Origin of the sequence: Curtobacterium flaccumfaciens UCD-AKU, assembly GCF_000349565.1 — a bacterium.
In the GTDB taxonomy this organism is placed as follows: domain Bacteria; phylum Actinomycetota; class Actinomycetes; order Actinomycetales; family Microbacteriaceae; genus Curtobacterium; species Curtobacterium poinsettiae.
This window is the reverse complement of record NZ_KB714630.1, coordinates 105,715-123,107: the sequence shown is the minus strand read 5'-3', so window position 1 is coordinate 123,107 and position 17,393 is coordinate 105,715. Positions and strand designations below refer to the sequence as shown.

14 protein-coding genes and 3 pseudogenes are annotated in these 17,393 nt (G+C 70.9%); 12 read left to right on the top strand and 5 right to left on the bottom strand.

Going from position 1 to position 17,393, the window contains the following annotated elements:
* The 8 genes and pseudogenes from H489_RS38675 to H489_RS33695 all read left to right on the top strand — a co-directional run.
* Positions 1-305, top strand: a pseudogene (locus H489_RS38675) (hypothetical protein); the annotation flags it as partial.
* A pseudogene (locus tag H489_RS0119745) lies at positions 236-1,165 on the top strand (helicase-related protein); the annotation flags it as partial. The pseudogenes H489_RS38675 and H489_RS0119745, both read left to right, overlap by 70 nt.
* Before the next feature lie 38 nt (positions 1,166-1,203).
* Positions 1,204-1,689, top strand: a complete 486-nt coding sequence (coaD, locus tag H489_RS33720) for a pantetheine-phosphate adenylyltransferase (protein ID WP_017888275.1) — start codon at positions 1,204-1,206, stop codon at positions 1,687-1,689.
* 93 nt (positions 1,690-1,782) lie between these two features.
* Positions 1,783-2,367 carry a YceD family protein gene (locus H489_RS33715; protein WP_017888274.1) on the top strand — a complete coding sequence of 195 codons (585 nt, stop codon included), beginning with the start codon at positions 1,783-1,785 and terminating at the stop codon, positions 2,365-2,367.
* A gap of 55 nt (positions 2,368-2,422) precedes the next feature.
* Positions 2,423-2,626, top strand: coding sequence for a 50S ribosomal protein L32 (rpmF, locus tag H489_RS33710; RefSeq protein ID WP_017888273.1), 204 nt, complete (start codon positions 2,423-2,425; stop codon positions 2,624-2,626).
* A gap of 13 nt (positions 2,627-2,639) precedes the next feature.
* Positions 2,640-3,365, top strand: coding sequence for a ribonuclease III (rnc, locus tag H489_RS33705; protein WP_017888272.1), 726 nt, complete (start codon positions 2,640-2,642; stop codon positions 3,363-3,365).
* A 4-nt stretch (positions 3,366-3,369) separates the two neighbouring features.
* Positions 3,370-4,341: a bifunctional DNA-formamidopyrimidine glycosylase/DNA-(apurinic or apyrimidinic site) lyase gene (gene mutM, locus H489_RS33700; RefSeq protein WP_017888271.1), complete on the top strand. Its 972-nt coding sequence runs from the start codon at positions 3,370-3,372 to the stop codon at positions 4,339-4,341.
* A gap of 31 nt (positions 4,342-4,372) precedes the next feature.
* The gene (locus H489_RS33695) at positions 4,373-8,149 is read left to right on the top strand and encodes an AAA family ATPase (protein ID WP_017888270.1); all 3,777 of its coding nucleotides are present in this window, start codon (positions 4,373-4,375) and stop codon (positions 8,147-8,149) included.
* Positions 8,150-8,245: 96 nt separating this feature from the next.
* Here H489_RS33695 and H489_RS38375 read toward each other — a convergent pair whose 3' ends face one another.
* Together H489_RS38375 and ftsY are read right to left on the bottom strand one after the other, a co-directional pair.
* A complete protein-coding gene (locus H489_RS38375) occupies positions 8,246-8,404 on the bottom strand; it encodes a hypothetical protein (RefSeq protein ID WP_017888269.1) in 159 nt (52 codons plus the stop codon).
* A 107-nt stretch (positions 8,405-8,511) separates the two neighbouring features.
* Complete coding sequence (ftsY, locus tag H489_RS33690) at positions 8,512-9,381, bottom strand: signal recognition particle-docking protein FtsY (RefSeq protein ID WP_017888268.1); 870 nt, start codon at positions 9,379-9,381, stop codon at positions 8,512-8,514.
* Positions 9,382-9,598: 217 nt separating this feature from the next.
* Here ftsY and H489_RS33685 point away from each other — a divergent pair, with 217 nt between their 5' ends.
* The gene (locus tag H489_RS33685; protein ID WP_017888267.1) at positions 9,599-10,624 is read left to right on the top strand and encodes a TerC family protein; all 1,026 of its coding nucleotides are present in this window, start codon (positions 9,599-9,601) and stop codon (positions 10,622-10,624) included.
* A gap of 79 nt (positions 10,625-10,703) precedes the next feature.
* On the opposite strand, the gene lipA is transcribed toward H489_RS33685, so the two are convergent.
* Together lipA and lipB are read right to left on the bottom strand one after the other, a co-directional pair.
* The gene (gene lipA, locus H489_RS33680; protein WP_017888266.1) at positions 10,704-11,687 is read right to left on the bottom strand and encodes a lipoyl synthase; all 984 of its coding nucleotides are present in this window, start codon (positions 11,685-11,687) and stop codon (positions 10,704-10,706) included.
* Complete coding sequence (lipB, locus tag H489_RS0119735; RefSeq protein WP_051067417.1) at positions 11,684-12,409, bottom strand: lipoyl(octanoyl) transferase LipB; 726 nt, start codon at positions 12,407-12,409, stop codon at positions 11,684-11,686. Before lipB ends, lipA begins: the two co-directional genes overlap by 4 nt.
* A gap of 84 nt (positions 12,410-12,493) precedes the next feature.
* Here lipB and H489_RS33675 point away from each other — a divergent pair, with 84 nt between their 5' ends.
* Positions 12,494-13,144 (top strand): glyoxalase/bleomycin resistance/dioxygenase family protein, encoded by a 651-nt coding sequence (locus tag H489_RS33675; protein WP_017888264.1) that lies wholly within the window; start codon positions 12,494-12,496, stop codon positions 13,142-13,144.
* Between the two features lie 44 nt (positions 13,145-13,188).
* The gene (ffh, locus tag H489_RS33670) at positions 13,189-14,739 is read left to right on the top strand and encodes a signal recognition particle protein (RefSeq protein ID WP_017888263.1); all 1,551 of its coding nucleotides are present in this window, start codon (positions 13,189-13,191) and stop codon (positions 14,737-14,739) included.
* Between the two features lie 214 nt (positions 14,740-14,953).
* Here ffh and H489_RS33665 read toward each other — a convergent pair whose 3' ends face one another.
* Positions 14,954-16,093 (bottom strand): glutamate--cysteine ligase, encoded by a 1,140-nt coding sequence (locus tag H489_RS33665; protein ID WP_017888262.1) that lies wholly within the window; start codon positions 16,091-16,093, stop codon positions 14,954-14,956.
* A 71-nt stretch (positions 16,094-16,164) separates the two neighbouring features.
* Here H489_RS33665 and fadH point away from each other — a divergent pair.
* Positions 16,165-17,393: pseudogene (gene fadH, locus H489_RS38370) on the top strand (NADPH-dependent 2,4-dienoyl-CoA reductase); the annotation flags it as partial.

The window sequence follows — 17,393 nt, the reverse complement described above, 5'->3', positions numbered from 1 at the left end:
CCAAGGGCACGACCCCGCCGCACGTGCTCGTGCTCACGGCCACGCCGATCCCGCGCACCGTCGCGATGACCGTGTTCGGCGACCTCGACGTCTCGACCATCACGGGCATGCCGTCGGGGCGTGCCGGCGTCGAGACCTTCACCGTCCCGCTGGCGGAGCACCCCGGCTGGGAGCCCCGGATCTGGTCGCGGATGGCCGAGGAACTCGCGAAGGGCCGGCAGGCGTTCGTCGTCTGTCCAAGGGCACGACCCCGCCGCACGTGCTCGTGCTCACGGCCACGCCGATCCCGCGCACCGTCGCGATGACCGTGTTCGGCGACCTCGACGTCTCGACCATCACGGGCATGCCGTCGGGGCGTGCCGGCGTCGAGACCTTCACCGTCCCGCTGGCGGAGCACCCCGGCTGGGAGCCCCGGATCTGGTCGCGGATGGCCGAGGAACTCGCGAAGGGCCGGCAGGCGTTCGTCGTCTGTCCAGCCATCGACGACGCCCACACCGAGGACGACGGGGAGCCGGAACCCGCCGAGGCCGAGGCCGAGGCCCCGAAGCGCGCTCCTGCGACCGTCCTCGCCACGGCCGAGCGGATGCGCACCATGCCCGCGCTCGAGGGGCGCTCGATCGCGGTCCTGCACGGCCGGATGACCGCCGACGAGAAGGACCGCGTGATGACGTCCTTCGCCGCCGGTGACCTCGACGTCGTCGTGGCCACGACCGTGATCGAGGTCGGGGTCGACGTGCCGAACGCGGCGATGATGGCGGTCCTCGACGCCGACCGGTTCGGTGTCTCGCAGCTCCACCAGCTGCGCGGTCGCATCGGCCGTGGGCAGTGGGCCGGTGTCTGCCTGCTCGTCACCACGGCCGAGCTCGAGACCACCTCGCGTGAGCGCGTCGACGCGGTGGCCGCCTCGGACGACGGCTTCGAGCTCGCCCGGATCGACCTCGAGCTCCGACGCGAAGGCGACGTCCTGGGTGAACGGCAGTCCGGAGGGCGGTCCTCGCTCAACCTGCTCCGGGTGGTCGAGCACGCGGACCTCATCGTCGACGCGCGCGAAGAGGCCGAGCGGGTACTCGAACCCGACCCGGAGCTCGAGGGGTCGCCGGCCCTCCGCGACGCGCTCGCCCGGCGCCTCGACGAGTCCGACGCGGCGTTCCTCGGCAAGAACTGACCCGGGGGCACGACGGCGCGCGCGGTATCGTCGCTGCCATGGCGCAGATCGCGGTGGTCCCCGGTTCCTTCGACCCCGTCACCCTCGGGCACCTCGACGTCATCGGCCGCGCGGCCGGGCTCTTCGACGAGGTGCACGTCCTCGTGGTGCACAACCCCGACAAGAAGCCGGCGATGTTCGAGGCGGTCGACCGGGTCCGGCTCATCCGGGACTCGCTGGTCGAGGTCGGCGCGCCCGGGACGGTCACGGTCGGCGAATGGACGTCGGGCCTGCTGGTCGACTACTGCCGGCAGGTCGGCGCGAAGGTCCTGGTGAAGGGCGTGCGGTCCGGCGAGGACGTCGCGTACGAGACCCCGATGGCCATCATGAACCGCCACCTGGCCGACGTCGAGACGGTGTTCCTGCTGCCCGAGGCATCGCGGGCGCACGTGTCGAGCTCGCTCATCCGCCAGGTGTCGTCCCTCGGCGGCGACGTCACGCCCTACGTGCCGAAGACCGTCGCGGACGCCCTCGCGGCCCGCTGAGCGTCCCCGGGGCGGCACCGCGTCCGGACACGCCTGTCGCCACCTCGACTCTCGGCCTGGATCGCGCTAGGCTTGTCGATCGTGTCTTCCCCCGTGAACAGCCCCTACGCCCTGCGCGTGCGCGACCTCGCGCACCGGCCGGGCGAGATGCGCGAGCACTCGCTCGACATCGAGGTGCCCGACGCGATGGGGGCCGGTCTGATCGCCGTCCGCCAGGGTGCGGAACTGCGGATCGACGTCAAGCTCGAAGGCCTGCACGAGGGCGTCCTCGTGTCCGGGCACGCTTCAGCCGACGCCGCGGGGGAGTGCTCGCGCTGCCTCATCGACATCAGCGAACCGATCGAGGTCGATTTCGCCGAGCTGTTCGCGTATGATGCCTCGGAGGATTTCGACTTCTTCGTTCGCGATGACCACGTGGACACCGAACAGGTCGTTCGAGATGCGGTGGTGCTGTCGCTGCCGTTCCAGCCGGTCTGCCGACCGGACTGCCCAGGACTCGACCCGGTGACGGGTGAGCGTCTGGCCGACCTCGGCGAGCAGCCCGCTCGTCAGGTGATCGACCCCCGGTGGGCGGCGCTCAGCGGGATCGCTCTCGACGACAGTGCTGCAGGATCCACCGACGGTGACACCACCGCACCGAAGACCACCGAGGGCGAGGAGCGGGCCGAGACCGAGTAGGTCCCGACACCGCCAGCCCCCGTTCCGACCACCGACCAACCGAAAGAGATTCACCATGGCCGTTCCCAAGCGCAAGCAGTCCCGTGCGAACACGCACGCCCGTCGTTCGCAGTGGAAGGCCACGCCGATCCAGCTCGTGAAGACGATCGAGAACGGTCAGGTCACCTACAGCCTCCCGCACCGCGCGAAGGTCGTCGAGGACTCGGCCGGCACGCCCCTGTACATGGAGTACAAGGGCCGCAAGGTCGCCGACGTCTGATCGGACCGAACGCATGACGACAACGTCCGGCGCTGCGGGGTCTCGCCCCGCGGGGCCGGACGTCGTTCGTCTGCAGGGCATCCTCGGGGTCGACATCGACCTCGAGCTGCTCCAGCTCGCCCTGACGCACCGCTCCTACGCCTACGAGCACGGGGGCATCAAGCACAACGAGCGCCTCGAGTTCCTCGGGGACTCGATCCTCGGCCAGGCCGTGACCGTGAAGCTCTACCGGTCGTTCCCCGACCTCGACGAAGGTGACCTCGCCAAGCGTCGAGCGAGCCTGGTGTCGACCGTGGCGCTGGCCGAGATCGCCCGGATGATCGGGCTCGGCCGCTACCTGCGCCTCGGCAAGGGCGAGGAACAGACCGGTGGGCGCGACAAGTCGTCGATCCTGGCCGACACGGTCGAAGCCGTGATCGGCGCGACGTACCTGTCGGCCGGCCCCGACCCGGCCACCGAGCTCGTGCTCCGTCTGGTCGAGCCGCTCATGATCGACCCGGACCGCTTCGGCGCCGCGATGGACCCGAAGACGAGCCTGCAGGAGCTCGCCTCGAGCCGCTCGCTCGGCAACCCGGCGTACCGCGTCACCGAGACCGGCCCGGACCACGACAAGACCTTCACGGCCACGGTCGTCCTGCAGGGCGAGGACATCGCCACCGGCACCGGGTCGAGCAAGAAGGCAGCCGAGATGGCGGCCGCGCTCGACGCGTGGACGCGGCTGTCCGGTCGAGCGGCCTGACCGCGTGCCCGAACTCCCCGAGGTCGAGGTCGTCCGCGCCGGCCTCGAACCCGCCGTCAGCGGCGCGCGGGTCCTGCACGTCGACGTGGTCGACGACCGTGCCCTGACCCGGCACGACGGCCCCGCCGAGGACTTCGCCGACCGACTGACCGGTCGCACCATCGCCGCCGCCGTCCGCCGGGGCAAGTTCCTCTGGATGCCGCTGCAGCCCGAGCACGACGGGGACCGCCCCGAGGCACTCGTCGCCCACCTCGGCATGAGCGGGCAGATCCTGCTGGGCCGTGGTCGGCAGGCGGCGAAGCACCGGCGGATCCTCATCGACGTGCAGCCCGCGGGCACCGACCGTGCGGGTGCGCCGGAACCCCCGGTGGAGCTCGAGTTCGTCGACCAGCGCACGTTCGGTTCGATGGCGATCGACGCGATGGTGCCGACGATCGACGGTGCTCCCGCCGGGTTCGGCGGGCAGGTCGACGCGACCGACCCCGACGCCGTGTGGCGCCGCTGGGTGCCCGGCCAGGTGTCGCACATCGCGCGTGACCCACTCGATCCCGCGTTCGACGACGACCGGTTCACCGCGATGGCCCGGAAGCGCTCGAGCGGCATCAAGCGGGTGCTGCTCGACCAGGGTGTCGTGAGCGGCATCGGCAACATCTACGCCGACGAGTCGCTGTGGGCGGCGAAGCTGCACTACGACCGCGCCGCCGACCGGCTCACCCGCGCCGACCTGCGACGCCTGCTCGACGAGGTCCGCGCCATCCTGCGCCGGGCGCTCGAGGACGGCGGCACGAGCTTCGACGCCCAGTACGTCAACGTGAACGGGCAGTCCGGGTACTTCTCGCAGCGCCTGAACGTCTACGGCCAGCAGGGCAAGCCGTGCCCCCGCTGCGGCACCACGATCGTCCGCGAGGCCTTCATGAACCGGTCGAGCCACATCTGTCCCGTGTGCCAACCGCGTCCCCGTGCCCGCACGCGTTAGCCTGACGCCAACCTGAGCATCCGGAGACCGCATGTACTTGAAGAGCCTGACCATCAAGGGGTTCAAGTCCTTCGCGCAGCCGACGACGTTCGCGTTCGAGCCGGGCGTGACGTGCATCGTCGGCCCGAACGGCTCCGGCAAGTCGAACGTGGTGGACGCCCTGGCCTGGGTGATGGGGGAGCAGGGGGCGAAGACCCTGCGCGGCGGCAAGATGGAGGACGTCATCTTCGCCGGCACCTCCACCCGCGGTCCGCTCGGTCGCGCCCAGGTGCTGCTGACCATCGACAACAGCGACGGCCTGCTGCCGATCGAGTACTCCGAGGTGACGATCGCGCGCACGCTGTTCCGCAACGGCGGCAGCGAGTACGCCATCAACGGTGAGAACTGCCGACTGCTCGACGTGCAGGAGCTGCTGAGCGACACCGGCCTGGGCCGTGAGATGCACGTGATCGTCGGGCAGGGGCAGCTCGACAAGGTGCTGCACGCCACGCCGGAGGACCGCCGCGGCTTCATCGAGGAGGCCGCGGGGATCCTGAAGCACCGCCGCCGCAAGGAGAAGACCCTCCGCAAGCTCGACGCGATGCAGACCAACCTGACCCGCTTGTCCGACCTGGCCGGTGAGATCCGGCGGCAGCTGAAGCCCCTCGGGCGACAGGCCGAGGTCGCGCGCAAGGCCCAGTCGGTCGCCGCGGTCTTCCGCGACGCCAAGGCCCGCATCCTGGCCGACGACGTGGTGCGCCTGCGCCGCGAGCTGCACGACCACCAGGAGGTCGAGGCCGGCCGCAAGTCCGAGCGCATCGTCCTGACCGAACGGCTCGACCAGACCCGGGTGCGCCAGCAGCACGTCGAGCAGAGCATGGTCGGCGACGACGTCGACCGCGCCCGCACCGTCGTGCACCGGCTCGAGAGCGTGCAGGAGCGCCTCCGCGGCCTGTCGAGCCTGGCGAACCAGCGCCTGATGTTCCTGGCGCAGCAGGCCGACGCCCCGCAGCAGGGCCCGACCGTCACCCAGGAGCAGGTGGACGGGGTCCGCGCCGAGGCCGATCGCCTCGCGGCCCGTGCCGACGAGATGCAGGGCGGCTCGGCGACGACGGCCCGTGCCGTGCAGGACGCCCGGGTCGCCCTCGACGCCCTCGACGAGCGGATCGCCGCGCAGGCCGCCCGGGTCTCGCAGCACGACCTCGAGGCGCAGCGGCTCGCCAGTGCCGTCGACGTCGCGCGGTCGAAGCGCGGTTCCGCCGTCGCCGACCGTGAACGGCGGGAGCGGGCTCTCGCCGAGGCCGGGGAGCGTGCCGAGCGTGCTGCGGCGGCCCTCGCCGAACTCGGGGTCGACCCGTCCGAAGGTGTCGACGAGGCCGCACTCGCGCAGACCCTCGAGCAGGCGCGTGCCGAGCTCGAACGGGCACAGAGCGCGCGCGACGAGCAGCGCGACCGGCTGCACGCCCTCGAACGCGAGCGGGACGCCCTGGACGCCCGGGTCACCGCGCTCGGCATGTCGATCGAGGTCCGTGACGGCTCGCAGGCCCTGATCGACGCCGGCCGCGCGGGCATCGTCGGTCGCCTGGCCGACAGCCTGACGGTGTCCCCCGGGTTCGAGGCCGCGATCGCCACCGCGCTCGAGGGCCTCGCCGACGCCGTGCTCGCCGACGGCCGCGGTGTGGCGCTCGACGCCGTCGACCACGCCCGTGCCGCTGACCTCGGCCGGATCGACGTCGTCGTCGCGGACGCCGTGCCCGTCTCCACCGCTCTGCCCGCGACCCTGCCGGCCGGCGTCCGCCGTGCCACCGACCTGGTGCAGGGACCGCCGGCGCTCGCGTCGATCCTGCGCGACACGCTGGTCGCGGAGACCGACGACCTCGACCTGGAGGCGGTGCTCACCGCCGCCCCGCAGGCCACGGTAGTCACGCGGTCCGGCGACCTCGTCCGTGCGGTCCGCGTGACCGGCGGCGGGGAACGCGTGACCTCGCGTATCGAGCTCGTCGCGGAGCGCGACGACGCCGTGACCCGACGCGACGCGATCGCGACCGACGCGGAGGACGCCGCCACGGGCCTCCAGGCCGCGCGCAGCGCCGTCGAGGACGCACGCCGTCGTGCGGACGAGGCCGACGCGGCATCCCGGGCGTACACGCGGGCGAAGGCCGAGTACGACCGCACGAGTGCGTCGACGCGGGCGAAGGCGGAGAACGCCGCGGCCGAGGTCGAGCGGCTGCGCGCCGCGCTGGCGGAGACCGACGGTGCCGTCGAGACCGCCGAGGCGGCGCTGGCCGAGGCCGAGTCGGCCCACCGGACCTTCACCGAGCAGGACCGCCCCGTGGTCGACGCGTCCGAGCGCCCCGCGCTGCAGGACGCGCTCGAGGCCGCGCGCGCCGCCGAGGTCGAGCAGCGCATCCAGGTCGAGACCGTGCGCGAGCGGGTGCGCGCCGAACGAAACCGCGCCGACCAGCTCGAACGCCAGCTGGAGGCCGAGCGTGCCGCCGCTGAGGAAGCCGCGCGGCTCGCGGTGATCCGCCGCGGACAGATCCACACCGCCGAAGCCGTGCTCGCCGACCTGCCCGGGGTGCTCGGCGCGGTCGACCGTTCGCTGGCCGAGGCGCGGGTGCAGCTGGCGACCGAGGAAGCCGAGCGGTCGAAGCGCAACACCGAGCTGCAGACGATCCGCAACGAGGAACGTGAACTCCGCGACCGCCTGCAGACCATCACCGACGGCGTGCACTCCCTCGAGATGGAGATCTACGAGAAGAAGCTGCACGTCTCCGGCGTCCTCGACCGGGCGCAGAGCGAGCTCGGGTTGACCGAGGCGGTACTGGTGGCCGAGTACGGGCCGCACGTGCCGGTGCCGGTCGACGTGCTCGTGGACCCGCGGGTGCTCGCGCGGAAGCACCGCGAGGCGGAGCGCGCAGCGGCGGCCGTCGCCGCCGACGCCGCGGGCGTGCCCGAGCCGGACCGCGCGGACGCGCACGAAGACGCAGACGCAGACGCAGACGCCGAGATGAGCACCGACGACGGCACTGACGAGCCGGCCGACGACCTGGCCCTCGTCGAGCCTGCGTCCACTCTGCCCGGCGGCCCCGCCCTGCCCGAGTTCGACACGACCGACGAGATCGACCCCGCCGACGTCGAGACCGTCCCCTACGTCCGCGCCGAGCAGGAGCGCCGGCTCAAGGCCGCCGAGCGCGACCTCGGGCAGCTCGGCAAGGTGAACCCGCTCGCGCTCGAGGAGTTCCAGGCGCTCGAGCAGCGGCACGCGTTCCTCGCCGAGCAGCTCGAGGACCTGCAGAAGACCCGGACGGACCTGCTGACGATCATCGACGAGCTCGACACGAAGATGCAGACGATCTTCGAGTCCGCGTTCAACGACACGAAGGAAGCGTTCGACGTCATCTTCCCGATCCTGTTCCCGGGCGGATCGGGGTCGATCAACCTGACCGATCCGTCCGACCTGCTGGGCACCGGGATCGACGTGCAGGTGAAGCCCGCCGGCAAGAAGATCGACCGCCTGACGCTGCTGTCCGGCGGCGAGCGGTCGCTGGCTGCGGTGGCGCTCCTCGTCGCGATCTTCACCGCGAGGCCGTCGCCGTTCTACATCATGGACGAGGTCGAGGCGGCGCTCGACGACGCCAACCTCGGCCGTCTGCTGACCGTGTTCGAGCGCCTGCGCGAGTCGTCGCAGCTCATCGTCATCACGCACCAGAAGCGCACGATGGAGATCGCGGACGCCCTGTACGGGGTGTCGATGCGGCAGGACGGCGTCTCCGCCGTCGTCGGGCAGCGGGTGCAGAAGCGCGAGCCGGCGGACGCGGTCGCGTAGGCGCCCTGGTCGCGACCGCGACAGACAGGAGGCGCGGTGCCAGCTGGCACCGCGCCTCCTGTTCCGTCAGGTGCGTCCGGACAGGACGCCGGGTCGCTACGCGCGACCGCGGATCGTCCGGAGCAGCCAGCCGATGATCCCGAGCAGGATGAGCACGATGCCCACCCAGAGCAGGAGCTTCAGGGCGCCGACGAAGATGCCGCTGAAGAGCAGGACGAGGCCGACGATGATCGCGATGATCAGCAGTGCGGGCATGAGGGTCTCCTATCCCTGGAACGAGACCGAGCAGATGCCCGGACCAGAACGGGACGCTACTCCTCGGCGCCGCATCGCGTTCGCTCGTGCGGCGGGACCGCGCCCGCTCAGCCGACGAGGTTCTGCACGAACACGTGCGGCGTGAAGCCCGTCAGGTCGTTGATGCCCTCGCCCTGCCCGATGAGCTTGATCGGGATGCCGGTCTTCTCCTGCACGCTGAGCACGAAGCCGGCCTTGGCCGAGCCGTCGAGCTTCGTGATGACGAGGCCGGTCACGCCGGCGCCCTCGATGAAGGCCTGGGCCTGGGCGAGTCCGTTCTGGCCGGTCGTCGCGTCGAGGACGAGCAGGACCTCGCTGATCTCGGTCTGCTTCTCGACGACGCGCTTGATCTTGGTGAGCTCGTCCATCAGCCCGGCCTTGGTGTGCAGGCGCCCGGCGGTGTCGATGACGACGATCTCGGTCTGGTCGCGGATCGCCTTCTCGACGGTCTGGTACGCCACCGATGCGGGGTCCTGCCCGGGCTGCGACGGACGGACGACGTCGACCCCGGCGCGCTGGGCCCAGGTGGCGACCTGCTCGACCGCCGCGGCGCGGAACGTGTCCGCCGCCCCGACGAGCACCGTGCGGTCGTAGGTCTTCAGGAACTTGGCGAACTTGCCGATCGTCGTGGTCTTGCCGACGCCGTTCACCCCGACGACGAGCACCACGGCGGGCCGCGCGCTGAGCTTCAGGGTGGTGTCGAGCTTCGAGAGCCGTTCCTCGAGGACCTCGCGGAGCATGCGCTGCAGGTCGGCGGGGTCGGTCGTGCCGTACCGGTCGACGCGGGCGTGCAGGTCCTCGATGATCTCCTCGGAGATGTCCGGGCCGAAGTCGGCGCCGATCAGGGCGGTCTCGAGGTCCTCCCACGTGGTCTCGTCGATCGTCTTGCGCTGGAAGAGGCCGCGCAGCCGTGTGGACAGTGACCAAGAACTCGCCATGCTCCCAGCTTAGAGCGCGGCACATGTCCGCTGTGCCCGGTATGCTCGGGGACACGAAGGGGAGTATTCCCTCTCGGTGACCCCGTCAGTACGGTCCGGAACGATCCGGCCCCGGGGCGCCGGTCGTGCGGCACCGGTTCCGGTGCGGGGCGACGGAAGAGACCTTCAGGCCTCGGCGTACCCGCACACCAGTGGCACGCCCTACCTGAAGGAAACCGTGGACGTCCCACTCTTCGTCTGGCTCATCACGATCGCCGGCATCCTCGCGCTGCTCGTGTTCGACTTCTACTCACACGTGCGCACGCCGCACGTGCCCCACATCCGCGAATCCGCGTTCTGGTCGGCCTTCTACATCGGCCTGGCCATCCTGTTCGGCATCGGGATCCTGGTGTTCGGCGGCGGACAGGCCGGTGGTGAGTACTTCGCCGGCTGGCTGACCGAGAAGGCGTTGTCGGTCGACAACCTCTTCGTCTTCCTCATCATCATGTCGAGCTTCGCCGTGCCGAAGGAGTTCCAGCAGAAGGTCCTGCTGGTCGGCGTCGCGATCGCGCTCGTCGCCCGCGGTGTGTTCATCGCCCTCGGCGTCACGATCATCGAGAACTTCTCGTGGGTCTTCTACCTGTTCGGTGCGCTGCTGTTCTGGCTCGCCTGGTCGCAGGCCCGCAGCGGCAACGACCACGGCAACGAGGGCGATTCGCGGCTCATCCGGATCCTCAAGCGCTTCATCCCGACCTCGGACCACTACGACGGTGACCGCCTGACCACCCGCGTCGACGGCAAGCGCCTGTTCACCCCGATGCTGCTCGTCATGGTCGCCATCGGCCTCACCGACGTGCTGTTCGCGCTCGACTCCATCCCCGCGATCTTCGGGCTGACGCAGGACGCCTTCATCGTGTTCACCGCGAACGCGTTCTCGCTCCTCGGGCTCCGGCAGCTGTACTTCCTGATCGCCGGTCTGCTCGAGCGCCTCATCTACCTGGGTCAGGGCCTGGCCGTCATCCTGGCGTTCATCGGTGTGAAGCTCGTCTTCCACGCCATGCACGTCAACGAGCTGCCCTTCATCAACGGTGGCGAGCACATCGAGTGGGCGCCGGAGATCCCGATCTGGTTCTCGCTGGGCTTCATCGCCCTGACGATCACGGTCGCGACGATCGCCTCGCTCGTGGTCTCGAAGCGCCGCCAGGAGCGCGGGCTCACCCCGTCGGGTGAGCCGAAGGAGTCGGTGGAAGCCGACGCGAAGTAGTCGTCACCACCTGACGGACGCCAGGCGCGGTGCCAGCTGGCACCGCGCCTGGCGTCTGTCCGGAGCGTCGCCCGGAGCGTCAGACGGCCTGGCGACCGGGGGTCGCGTCGAGCAGGTGGGCCAGGTGCTCGGGAACCGAGCCGCCGCGCGCCACCGTCGCCCGTGCCCACAGCCGGCCCGCCCGGTACGACGACCGGACCAGCGGCCCGGCGAGGACCCCCGCGTAGCCCATCTGCTCGGCGAGCTGGCGGAGCTCGACGAACTCCGCAGGGCTGACCCAGCGCGCGACCGGCAGGTGCCGCGGTGACGGGCGGAGGTACTGCGTCAGCGTGATGATGTCCGTGCCGGCGTCGTGCAGGCGCTGCAGGGCGTCCTCGATCTCGATGCGCTCCTCGCCCATGCCGAGGATCAGGTTCGACTTCGTGACGAGTCCGGCGTCGCGGCCCTGGGTGATGACGTCCAGGGAGCGTTCGAACGTGAACGCCGGTCGGATCCGCTTGAAGATCCTCGGGACGGTCTCGACGTTGTGCGCGAAGACCTCGGGGCGGGCGTCGAACACCTGGCCGAGCTGGTCCGGCCGGCCGTTGAAGTCCGGCACCAGGATCTCGACGCCGGTGCCGGGGGAGTGCTCGTGGATCTGCCGGATCGTCTCGGCGTAGAGCCAGGAGCCGCCGTCGGGCAGGTCGTCTCGTGCGACGCCGGTCACCGTCGCGTACTTCAGGCCCATCGAGACGACGGAGTCCGCGACCCGGCGGGGCTCGTCGCGGTCGAGCGGTTCCGGCTTGCCGGTGTCGATCTGGCAGAAGTCGCAGCGGCGGGTGCACTGCGATCCGCCGATCAGGAACGTCGCCTCGCGGTCCTCCCAGCACTCGAAGATGTTCGGGCAGCCGGCCTCCTGGCAGACGGTGTGCAGCTGCTGGTCCTTGACCAGGGCGGACAGTTCGCGGAACTCTGGGCCCTGCGTGGCACGGGTCTTGATCCACCCGGGTTTCGTCTCGATCGGGGTCTCGGCGTTCCGGGCCTCGACCCGGAGCATGCGGCGGCCTTCGGGGGCGAGGGTCATACGAGGGTCTCCTGTCGGGCGGGCGCGGTGCTGGTGCTCGTGCTGGTGGTCGTCGTGCTGATCCGGTGGCCGCGGTGCATGCCGTCGACGGCCTGTTGGACGCCGTGCGCTACCAGGGGTGCGAGGTCGTCGACGGTCACGGGAGCGAGCCCCAGGCGCGCCGCGGCGGCGCTCAGCGTCGTGACCCCGGCGTCCGCGATGCCGCACGGGACGATCGCTCGGTAGGCGTCCAGGGCGTTGTCGCAGTTGATCGCGATGCCGTGGCTCGTCACGCCCTCGGCGACGTGCAGCCCGATGGCGCCGATCTTGGCGGCGGGGGAGCCGTCCGCGCTCGGCACCCATGCGCCGCTGCGCCCGGCGACCCGTTCGGCGTGCACTCCGACGGCGGCAGCAGCGTCGATGATGACCTGCTCCAGGTCGCGCACCCAGGCGACGACGTCGAGGGGTTCGGCGAGTCGGACGATCGGGTAGGCGACGAGCTGCCCCGGGCCGTGCCAGGTGATGCGGCCGCCGCGGTCGGTGTCGACGACGGGGGCACCGTTCGTCGGCAGGTCGGAGGGTTCGGTGCGGCGTCCGGCGGTGTACACGGACGGGTGCTCGCACAGCACGAGGGCTCCGGGGGAACGGCCTGCGACGACGGCGGCGTGCAGGTCCCGCTGCAGAGCGAGACCGTCGGCGTAGTCGAGCAGCCCGGGGTGGTGCACGATCTCGAGTTCCGGCATGCGGCGAGCGTACGACAGTTTCTGGACGGCGTCCAACAACCATCCTCTTGACCTCAACTATGGTTGAGATGGTCCGATGTGGACATGGACATCCGCCAGGTACAGCTCGCCACCCGATCGCTCGACGACACCGCCCGGTTCTACGAACGGCTGGGGTGTCCGGTCGAGATCGTCGACGCCGCGGTGCGCGTCGTCGTGGGGTCGTCGCTCCTCGTGTTCCGTGAACTGCCCGAGATGACGGGAGCCCTGCACCTGGCGATCACGATCCCCACCGGGACGTTCGACGCGGCCAAGGTCTGGATCGCCGGACTGACGACGGTGCTCGGTACGGATGACCAGGACGAGTTCGAGGGGCCGCCGAACTGGAACTCGCGGTCGGTCTACTTCGAGGGGCCCGACGAGCAGCTCCTCGAGCTCATCGAGCGGCGGGACCTGCCCGCAGACGCGGGCGAGAACACGGTCGTCCCGCTCGTCTCCATCAGCGAGGTCGGCGTCCCCGTCCCCGACGTCCTCGGCGCCGTCGATGCCCTGCGACGCGCCGGTCTCGAGCCCTACGCGAACCCGCCGGGGGAGTCCTTCGCCGCGGTCGGCGACGTGGACGGCCTCGTGATCCTGGTGTCGCCCGACCGGCGCTGGTTCCCGACCGGTGACCGGAGTCCGTCGAGCGCGCCGGTGGTCGTCGACCTGGGCCTCGGGGCACCGCTCGAACTGACCGAGGGTGTCCTCCTGCGGTGAACGGACCGGTGCGGCCTGCGCGAGCCTTGTAGAATCGACGGATCATGGCGCAATTCGGCTCACTCTCCGATCGGCTGACCGAGACCTTCCGCAATCTGCGGAGCAAGGGTCGGCTGACTCCGTCCGACGTCGACGGCACCGTCCGCGAGATCCGGCGGGCCCTCCTCGACGCCGACGTCGCGCTCGAGGTCGTCAAGGCGTTCACCGCCTCGGTGCGCGAGCGTGCCCTCTCCGACGAGGTCAACCGCGCGCTCAACCCGGCGCAGCAGGTCGTCCAGATCGTCAACGAGGAACTCGTCGGCATCCTCGGCGGGCAGCAGCGACGGCTCGAGTTCGCGAAGAAGCCGCCGACGGTCATCATGCTCGCGGGACTGCAAGGTGCCGGTAAGACGACCCTGGCCGGCAAGCTCGGCAAGTGGCTCAAGAAGGACGGCCACACCCCGATGCTCGTCGCGGCGGACCTGCAGCGACCGAACGCCGTGCAGCAGCTGCAGGTGGTCGGCGAACAGGCCGGCGTGCACGTCTTCGCGCCCGAGCCCGGCAACGGTGTCGGTGACCCGGTCAAGGTCGCCAAGAACGCCATCAAGGCCGCGATCGACCAGCAGTACGACACCGTCATCGTGGACACCGCCGGTCGTCTCGGTGTCGACGCCGAGCTGATGAAGCAGGCGGCGAACATCCGCAAGGCCGTCGACCCGGACGAGGTCCTGTTCGTCATCGACGCGATGATCGGTCAGGACGCCGTCAACACGGCCCGCGCGTTCCAGGAAGGCGTCGACTTCACCGGTGTCGTGCTGTCGAAGCTCGACGGTGACGCCCGCGGTGGTGCTGCCCTGTCGGTGGCCAGCGTGACCGGCCGCCCGATCATGTTCGCGTCGACGGGTGAGTCGCTCGACGACTTCGAGCCGTTCCACCCGGACCGCATGGCGAGCCGGATCCTCGACCTCGGCGACATCCTGTCCCTCATCGAGCAGGCGCAGGGTGCCTTCGACGAGGAAGAGGCGCGCAAGGTCGCGGACAAGATCGCGACCGACAACTTCACGCTGAACGACTTCCTGCAGCAGATGCAGCAGCTCCGCAAGGCCGGCTCCATCAAGGGCATGCTCGGCATGCTCCCGGGCGCCAAGGGCATGCGCGAGGCGCTCGACAACTTCGACGAGCGCGAGATCGTCCGCACCGAGGCGATCATCCAGTCGATGACGCCCCAGGAGCGCGAGCTCCCGAAGCTGCTGAACGGTTCGCGTCGTCTGCGCATCGCGCGCGGCGCCGGATCGACCGTCACCGAGGTCAACGCCCTGGTGAACCGGTTCGAGCAGGCCGCCAAGATGATGAAGACCGTCGCCCGCGGCGGCGTGCCGCAGATGCCGGGCATGGGTCCGATCCCGGGCATGCACGGTGGCAAGAAGCAGCAGCAGGGTGGCAAGAAGAAGTCGAAGGTCGGCAACCCGGCCAAGCGCGCGGCCCTCGCGGCCGGTGCCGCGGCTGCACCGCAGCAGGCCCCGCAGGGCTCCGGCCTCGGCCTCGGTGGCGCCAAGGGTTCCAAGGCGCCGACCGAGGAAGAGCTCGCGTCGCTGCAGAAGTTCCTGGGTCGCTGACGCGGCTCGCGATCGCGACCACCTGACGGACGGGCGCGCTCCGCTCAGCGTGACGCGCCAGCGGCACGCGGGGCGCGCCCGTCCGTCGTCCGGTCGCGTCGCGACGTTCCTTCCCATCGCACGCGCGCTGGAAACCTGAATCGGGCGTACCTGGTCGGAAGGAACGTACGGGTACGCCCGATTCGACCGGGTACGCCCGGTCCGGGTGGGTGCGTCAGAGCGCGTCGCGGAACTCCGTGACCAGGTGGCGGACCACCGCGCGCAGGTCGCCGCCGTTCTCGCGCGCGACCTGCAGCTGCCGCTGGTACGAGGCGCCGCGCTCGATCATCGTGTCGAGGTGGTGCAGTTCGTCCTGGCAGCCGAGCCGCTCCGCGATCGGGTCGAGCCGCTGCACCAGGTCGTGCACCTCGTCGGTCACGAGCCGCTCGTCACCGGCGACGTTCGTGATGATCTCGGCCTCCATGCCGTAGCGGGCCGCGCGCCACTTGTTCTCGCGGATGAACCACGGCTGCATCGTCGGCAGGGTCTCACCGGCGTCGAGCCGGTCCGAGCACGCGGTGACCAGGCACTGCACCAGCGCGGTGACGGCACCGACCTCGTGCAGGGTCGAGATGCCGTCGGACACGCGGTTCTCCAGGGTGCCCCAGCCGGGCGAGGGGCGGATGTCCCAGCGCAGGTCCTTCACGCTGTCGATGACGCCGGTGTGCGTGAGGTCGCCCACGACCTCCTCGAAGTTCGCCCAGGCACCGAGCTGCGGTGGGAGTCCACCGGTCGGGAGCTGCTGGAACATGAGCGCACGGTTCGAGGCGTACCCGGTGTCGGTACCGCCCCAGAACGGGCTCGACGCCGTGAACGCCTGCAGGTGCGGGACGTAGGCGAGCATCGCGTTCATGATCGGGACCGCCTTGTCGCGGTCGTCGATGCCGACGTGCACGTGCACTCCCCAGATGAGCATCTGGCGTCCCCACCAGCGGGTGCGGTCGATCAGGGTCGTGTAGTGCTCGCTGTCCGGGGTGATCTCCTGCTGGTCCCAGACGGCGAACGGGTGCGTGCCGGAGCACATCACCTGGGCGTCGAGCGGTTCGGCGGCGTCGATGACCTCGCCGATGATGCCGGACAGCTCGCTCGTCGCCGCACCCACCCGATCGTGGACGCTCGACACGACTTCGACCGTGTTGGTCAGCAGCTCCTCGGTGACGCGGTCGGCGTCACCGAGCCGCTCGTGCACGGCGGCGATGACGGCGGGGGCGCGTGGCGCGAGGTCGCCGGTCGACAGGTCGACCAGCGGGAGTTCCCACTCGACGCCGATGGTCGACGGGCGGGACTCGGTGAAGCGGATGTCCATGCCGTCCATCCTGCCCGGAACGTTGTCGGACACGCACAACGATCCGTCCGCCGGTCGCACGGACCCCGCAGAATGGGCGCATGAGCAGCGTCGCTTCCGCCCCCGTCGTCCCGGAGTCGCTCCGGAGCGTGGCGTCACCCTGGACCCTCGGGCCCCTGCACCTGCCGAACCGGGTGGTGATGGGGTCGATGCACACCGGGCTCGAGGTGCAGGACGACGGTGGTGCCGGCATGGCTGCGTTCTACCGGGAGCGTGCAGCTGGCGGAGCCACGTGCATCATCACCGGCGGCATCGCGGTCAACGACGAGGCCCGCGGTGGTCCGGACTTCGCGGTGTTCGGGGTCGGGGGAGCCGACGAGCGGTTCCGGGTCGCGGTGCAGGCCGTGCACGACGAGGGCGGGACGATCCTGGCGCAGCTGTTCCACGCCGGTCGGTACGCCCTGGCGTCGGGGATGGTCGACCGGCACGGGGACCCGCAGCGCGTCGTGGCGCCCTCGGCCCTGCCGTGGGCAGCCGCCCGGGGCGTGGTGCCGACCGCGCTGACGGCGGCCGAGGTCGAGCGGACCATCGAGGACTTCGCCGCCGCTGCCCGCACCGCCCGCGCGATCGGGTTCGACGGCGTGGAGATCATGGCGTCCGAGGGGTACCTGATCAACCAGTTCCAGTCGCCGCTGACGAACCTGCGCGACGACGAGTGGGGCGGCGACGCAGCACGTCGTCGGCGGTTCGCGATCGAGGTCGTCCGGGCCGTGCGCACCGCCGTCCCGGACCTCGCCGTGACGATCCGGCTGTCCGGCGCCGACCTGATGCCCGGCTCCTCGACCGACGACGAGGTCGACGCACTCGTGCACGACCTGCTGCCGCTCGGGCTCGACGGCATCTCGGTCGGCATCGGCTGGCACGAGTCCCGCACCCCGACGGTGCAGGCCGCGGTGCCGCACGGGGCCTGGCTGGCGTACGCGTCCCGGATCGCCGGGGTGGTGCGCGCGTCCCCGCACCCGCACGTCCGCGTGATCGCCTCGAACCGGATGACGGACCTGCGGGACGGCGAGGCGGTGCTCGCCGACGGCCTGCTCGACGCCGTCGCCCTCGCCCGACCGTTCCTGGCCGATCCCGCACTCGTCGACCGCTCCCTGGCCGGCCGGTTCGCCCTCGTGAACACCTGCATCGGCTGCAACCAGGCGTGCCTCGACCGGTCGATCATCGGCGCACCGGTGTCGTGCCTGGTGAACCCCCGCGCCGGCCGCGAGGTCGCGTTCCCCGCACGCCCGACGGCCGACCCGAAGCGCGTCGACGTCGTCGGCGGCGA

Bases quoted from the DNA above. Each gene is read 5' to 3' on its own strand.
- coaD (WP_017888275.1), top strand. From the start codon at position 1,204: ATGGCGCAGATCGCGGTGGTCCCCGGTTCCTTCGACCCCGTCACCCTC.
- rpmF (WP_017888273.1), top strand. From the start codon at position 2,423: ATGGCCGTTCCCAAGCGCAAGCAGTCCCGTGCGAACACGCACGCCCGT.
- rnc (WP_017888272.1), top strand. From the start codon at position 2,640: ATGACGACAACGTCCGGCGCTGCGGGGTCTCGCCCCGCGGGGCCGGAC.
- H489_RS33695 (WP_017888270.1), top strand. From the start codon at position 4,373: ATGTACTTGAAGAGCCTGACCATCAAGGGGTTCAAGTCCTTCGCGCAG.
- H489_RS38375 (WP_017888269.1), bottom strand. From the start codon at position 8,404: ATGCCCGCACTGCTGATCATCGCGATCATCGTCGGCCTCGTCCTGCTC.
- ftsY (WP_017888268.1), bottom strand. From the start codon at position 9,381: ATGGCGAGTTCTTGGTCACTGTCCACACGGCTGCGCGGCCTCTTCCAG.
- lipA (WP_017888266.1), bottom strand. From the start codon at position 11,687: ATGACCCTCGCCCCCGAAGGCCGCCGCATGCTCCGGGTCGAGGCCCGG.
- lipB (WP_051067417.1), bottom strand. From the start codon at position 12,409: ATGCCGGAACTCGAGATCGTGCACCACCCCGGGCTGCTCGACTACGCC.
- H489_RS33675 (WP_017888264.1), top strand. From the start codon at position 12,494: ATGGACATCCGCCAGGTACAGCTCGCCACCCGATCGCTCGACGACACC.
- ffh (WP_017888263.1), top strand. From the start codon at position 13,189: ATGGCGCAATTCGGCTCACTCTCCGATCGGCTGACCGAGACCTTCCGC.
- H489_RS33665 (WP_017888262.1), bottom strand. From the start codon at position 16,093: ATGGACGGCATGGACATCCGCTTCACCGAGTCCCGCCCGTCGACCATC.